Here is a 4,834-nt window from a genome sequence, read left to right on the forward strand (position 1 = left end):
GCTGTCTGTGCGCCGCCAGGGACTCGAACCCCGGACCCGCTGATTAAGAGTCAGCTGCTCTAACCAACTGAGCTAGCGGCGCTTGCTGACGTGGAGAACATTACCTGGTCAGCGGCCGAAACACACAATCGGCCCGGGCGGCCCCCGCCCGCTCAGGCGGTCAGCACCACCTTGCCCCGGACGTGCCCGGTGGCGACCAGCCGGTGGGCCTGCGCGGCCTTCTCCAGCGGCAGCGCCTCGGCGACCTCCAGCCGCAGCCCGCCCGCCTCCCACAGCCGCACCAGCTCGGCCAGCCGCTCGGCCGTCCGCGGCGCCCGCAGCCCCCGCACGCCCAGCCGCTCGGCCTCCGGGTAGTCGACCACGGTGCCGATCCGGTCCTTGTCGGCGACCAGTTCGACCGAGGCCGCCAGGGCGCCCCGTCCGGCCGCGTCGAAGGCCGCGGTCACCCCCTGCGGCGCCGCCGCCCGGACCCGCTCGACCAGCCCCTCGCCGTACACGACCGGGATCGCGCCCAGCTCGTGCAGGTACTCGTGGTTGCGCTCGCTCGCGGTGCCGATGACGGTGGCGCCCCAGGCCCGGGCGACCTGGACGGCGACGGTGCCGACCCCGCCGGAGGCGCCGTGCACCAGCAGGGCGTCGCCGGGGCCGACCCCGAGCTGGGCGAGCGCCATGTGCGCGGTCTGGCCGGAGGCGGAGAGCGAGCCGGCCTGCTCCCAGGGCATCGCGGCGGGCTTGGCCACCAGCTGGGCGGCGTCCACCGTGACCAGCTCGGCCTGGCAGTCCAGCACCCGGAAGCCCAGCACCTCGTCGCCGACCCGCCAGCCCTCGGTGCCCGGGCCCAGCCGGTCCACCACTCCGGCGAACTCGTTGCCGAGCGTGAACGGCGGTTCGACCGCCAGCCCCGGCGGCCGGAACCCCTCCCGGATCGCGAGGTCCACCGGCTGCACCCCGGCGGCGTAGACCCGCACCCGGACCTCGCCCGGTCCGGGCTCCGGGTCGGGCACCCGGGTGGCCCGCAGGACCTCGGGACCGCCGGACCGCACCACGGTGACCGCCTTCATGGGGACGCTCCTCTCGCCAGCTCGCCGTTCGAACGTCCTCGATCTTCAAACGTGAAGTCCGCTTGAGGTCAAGCCGCCGTTCGGCGCGTCTCCACATATGGGTGCATTGTCAGATTTATCCTGGGCGGCGCTCAGCCGTCCGCCGTCGAGAGGAACCGCCCCGTGGGCCAGCTGCCCCTGTTCTTCCTGGTGCTGCTCGCTTCCGTGGTGACCATGCCACTCGCCCGCAGGACGGGGGTGCCGCAACCGGTCCTGATGACCCTGCTCGGCATCGCGATGGCGCTCGTCCCGCAGATCCCGGACGTCTCGCTCGAACCCGAGCTGATCCTCCCGCTGGTCCTGCCGCCGCTGATCTTCGCCGTCGCCCGGCGCTCCTCGGTCCGCTACTTCAAGGCCAACATCCGCTCGATCCTGCTGCTGGCCGTCGCCCTCGTCGTGGTCACCACGATCGCGGTCGCCGGCACGGTGCACTGGCTGCTGCCGGCGCTGCCGCTGGCCGCCGCCATCGCGGTCGGTGCGCTGGTCTCCCCGCCCGACCCGGTCGCCGCCGTCGCGGTGGCCGGCAGCGTCGGCCTGCCCCGGCGCCTGGTGGCGATCCTGGAGAGCGAGGGCCTGTTCAACGACGTCACCGCGATCGTCATCTACTCGCTGGCCATCGAGGCCATGGTCAGCGGCGACTTCTCGGTCGGCAACGCGGTGCTGCGCTTCGTCCTGTCCGCCGTGCTCGCCGTGGTCGTCGGCGTCGCCCTCGGCTGGATGAACGCCAAGCTCGCCGAACGCCTGGACGACCCGACCCAGCAGGTCGCGCTCAACCTGCTGGTGCCCTTCGCCGCCTACGCCCTCGCCGAGGAGATCCACGGCTCCGGCGTGCTCGCCGTCGTGGTCTGCGCGCTCTACCTCGCCGAACGGGCCGCCGACGCCGACGCCGTGTCCTACCGGCTGGTCGGCAACGCCTTCTGGGAGGTCGTCGAGATCCTGATCACCGGCGTCGCCTTCGGCCTGATCGGCCTGGAGCTGGCCACGGTGCTCAAGGAGGCCGGCAAGGGCTGGACCGGCTTCATCGGCGACGCCGCCGTGGTCATCGCGGTGGTCGTGGTGGTCCGGCTGCTCTGGCTGCTGCCGGCCGGCTGGGTGTCCCGGAAGTTGCGCCGCGGCGACGACGAGGACACCCCGTTCAGCTGGAAGGAGAGCGTGATCCTCTGGTGGTCCGGCATGCGCGGCGTGGCCACCGTCGCCCTGGCCCTCGCCATCCCGCTCACCCTGCACTCCGGCGCGGACTTCCCCGAGCGCGGCCGACTGGTCTTCATCGCCTTCAGCGTGGTGCTGTTCACCCTGCTGGTCCAGGGCCTGAGCCTGCCCTGGCTGGCCAAGCGGCTGGAGCTGGACATCGACCAGGACAAGCACGAGCAGGCCGTGCGTCAGCTCTGGTGGCGGGCCGCCAAGGCCGGGCTCAGTCGGCTCGGCGAGCTGGAGGAGCAGGACAAGCTGCCCGCCGAGGTCGCCGACCGGCTGCGGGACCGTCAGCACGACCGGCTCGCCCGGCTCTGCCCGGAGGAGTACGCCGAGGAGGACGCCGCCGAGGCCAAGCTGCGTCTCGCCCAGTGGCGGGCCGCCCGGGACGTCGAACAGGAGATGATCGCCGCCTCCCGGCGCGAGATGCTCGTCGCCCGCAGCGAACTCGGCGCCGACCCGGAGCTGGTCGACCAGGTGCTGCGCGGGCTGGACCTGAGGACGGAACGGAAGTGACGGGCAGTCCGCGCGCGCCGGGCGGAATGTGCGCGACCGCCCCCGGGGTTGCATAGGCTGATCCCGGGCAGGCCGTCAACGGAGTCGGCGCACCACCAGTACCCGCACGACCTCGCGAAGAACCCTCACGCCTGGCCCTGCCGGTTTCTGCACCCAGATGAATCGAGGACCCACCGATGTCGGAGACCCGCGCCGACGCCCGCACCCCGCTCGACCGCACCCCGCAGTGGGCCGCCCTGGCCAAGCACCGGGACGAGCTCGGCGAGACCCACCTGCGCGAGCTGTTCGCCGCCGACCCGGAGCGCGGCAGCCGCTACACCCTGCAGGTCGGCGACCTGCACGTGGACTACGCCAAGCAGCTGGTCACCGACGAGACGCTGGAGCTGCTGCGCGAGCTCGCCGCCGCCACCGGCGTCGCCGAACTGCGGGACGCCATGTTCCGCGGCGAGAAGATCAACAACACCGAGCAGCGCGCCGTCCTGCACACCGCGCTGCGCGCCCCGCGGGACGCCGTCGTCGAGGTCGACGGCGTCAACGTCGTCCCCGGCGTGCACGCCGTCCTGGACAAGATGGCCGCCTTCGCCGACCGGGTCCGCAGCGGCGAGTGGAAGGGCCACACCGGCAAGCCGATCCGCACCGTCGTCAACATCGGCATCGGCGGCTCCGACCTCGGCCCCGCGATGGCCTACGAGGTGCTCCGCTCGTACGCCAAGCGCGACCTGGACGTCCGCTTCGTCTCCAACGTGGACGGCGCCGACCTGCACGAGGCGGTCCGCGACCTCGACCCGGCCGAGACGCTGTTCATCGTGGCCTCGAAGACCTTCACCACCATCGAGACCATCACCAACGCGATCTCCGCCCGCGACTGGCTGCTCACCGGCCTGGGCGCCGGCACCGAGGCGGTGGCCAAGCACTTCGTGGCGCTGTCCACCAACGCCCAGGGCGTGCAGGACTTCGGCATCGACACCGCCAACATGTTCGAGTTCTGGGACTGGGTCGGCGGCCGCTACTCCTACGACTCGGCGATCGGCCTCTCGCTGATGATCGCCATCGGCCCGGACGCCTTCCGCGAGATGCTGGACGGCTTCCACCTGGTCGACGAGCACTTCCGCACCGCCCCGGCGGAGCAGAACGTCCCGCTGCTGCTCGGCCTGCTCGGGGTCTGGTACGGCGCGTTCTTCGACGCCCAGGCGCACGCGGTGCTGCCGTACTCGCACTACCTGTCCAAGTTCACCGCCTACCTGCAGCAGCTGGACATGGAGTCCAACGGCAAGTCGGTGACCCGCGACGGCACCCCGGTCAACTGGCAGACCGGCCCGGTGGTCTGGGGCACCCCCGGCACCAACGGCCAGCACGCCTACTACCAGCTGCTCCACCAGGGCACCAAGGTGATCCCGGCCGACTTCATCGGCTTCGCCCGGCCGGTCGCCGACCTGCTGCCGGGCCTGGTCGCCCAGCACGACCTGCTGCTGGCCAACTTCTTCGCCCAGACCCAGGCGCTGGCCTTCGGCAAGACCCCGGAGGAGGTCGCGGCCGAAGGCGTGCCGGCCGAGCTGGTCCCGCACAAGACCTTCCGGGGCAACCACCCGACCACCACCATCCTGGCCGGCGAGCTGACCCCGTCCGTGCTCGGCCAGCTGGTCGCGCTGTACGAGCACAAGGTGTTCGTCCAGGGCGCGATCTGGAACATCGACTCCTTCGACCAGTGGGGCGTCGAGCTGGGCAAGGTGCTCGCCAAGCGGATCGAGCCGGTGCTGCTCACCGGCGAGGGCGGCGAGCAACTGGACAGCTCCACCGCGGCGCTGGTCGCCCGCTACCGCGCGCTGCGCGGCCGCTGAGCCCCGGCCGGGCCGTCCGCTCCGGCGGGCGGCCCGGCTCGCCGGCTCTCGCACCGGACGCACCGGAGACGTCTTGCGACGGGAAACGCCGGAAGGCCCCTTGCTTTCGCAAGGGGCCTTCCGGCTGTCTGTGCGCCGCCAGGGACTCGAACCCCGGACCCGCTGATTAAGAGTCAGCTGCTCTAACCC

The 4,834-nt window shown here is 72.2% G+C and carries 3 protein-coding genes and 1 tRNA gene; 2 read left to right on the forward strand and 2 right to left on the reverse strand.

Annotated features, from left to right (window positions below):
• Positions 1 to 8: 8 nt before the first annotated feature.
• Positions 9 to 82: transfer RNA gene (locus tag ACFVWU_RS44245), tRNA-Lys, on the reverse strand.
• Positions 83 to 152: 70 nt separating this feature from the next.
• Positions 153 to 1,061 (reverse strand): NADP-dependent oxidoreductase, encoded by a 909-nt coding sequence (locus ACFVWU_RS44250; protein WP_387632245.1) that lies wholly within the window; start codon positions 1,059 to 1,061, stop codon positions 153 to 155.
• A gap of 162 nt (positions 1,062 to 1,223) precedes the next feature.
• On the opposite strand from ACFVWU_RS44250, the gene ACFVWU_RS44255 reads away from it, so the two are divergent.
• Positions 1,224 to 2,807 (forward strand): Na+/H+ antiporter, encoded by a 1,584-nt coding sequence (locus ACFVWU_RS44255; RefSeq protein WP_387632248.1) that lies wholly within the window; start codon positions 1,224 to 1,226, stop codon positions 2,805 to 2,807.
• Between the two features lie 176 nt (positions 2,808 to 2,983).
• The gene (gene pgi / locus ACFVWU_RS44260) at positions 2,984 to 4,645 is read left to right on the forward strand and encodes a glucose-6-phosphate isomerase (protein ID WP_387632251.1); all 1,662 of its coding nucleotides are present in this window, start codon (positions 2,984 to 2,986) and stop codon (positions 4,643 to 4,645) included.
• Positions 4,646 to 4,834 lie beyond the last annotated feature (189 nt).

This window comes from Kitasatospora sp. NPDC058190 (genome assembly GCF_042883685.1).
Lineage (GTDB): Bacteria > Actinomycetota > Actinomycetes > Streptomycetales > Streptomycetaceae > Kitasatospora.

Bases quoted from the DNA above. Each gene is read 5' to 3' on its own strand.
- ACFVWU_RS44250 (WP_387632245.1), bottom strand. From the start codon at position 1,061: ATGAAGGCGGTCACCGTGGTGCGGTCCGGCGGTCCCGAGGTCCTGCGG.
- pgi (WP_387632251.1), top strand. From the start codon at position 2,984: ATGTCGGAGACCCGCGCCGACGCCCGCACCCCGCTCGACCGCACCCCG.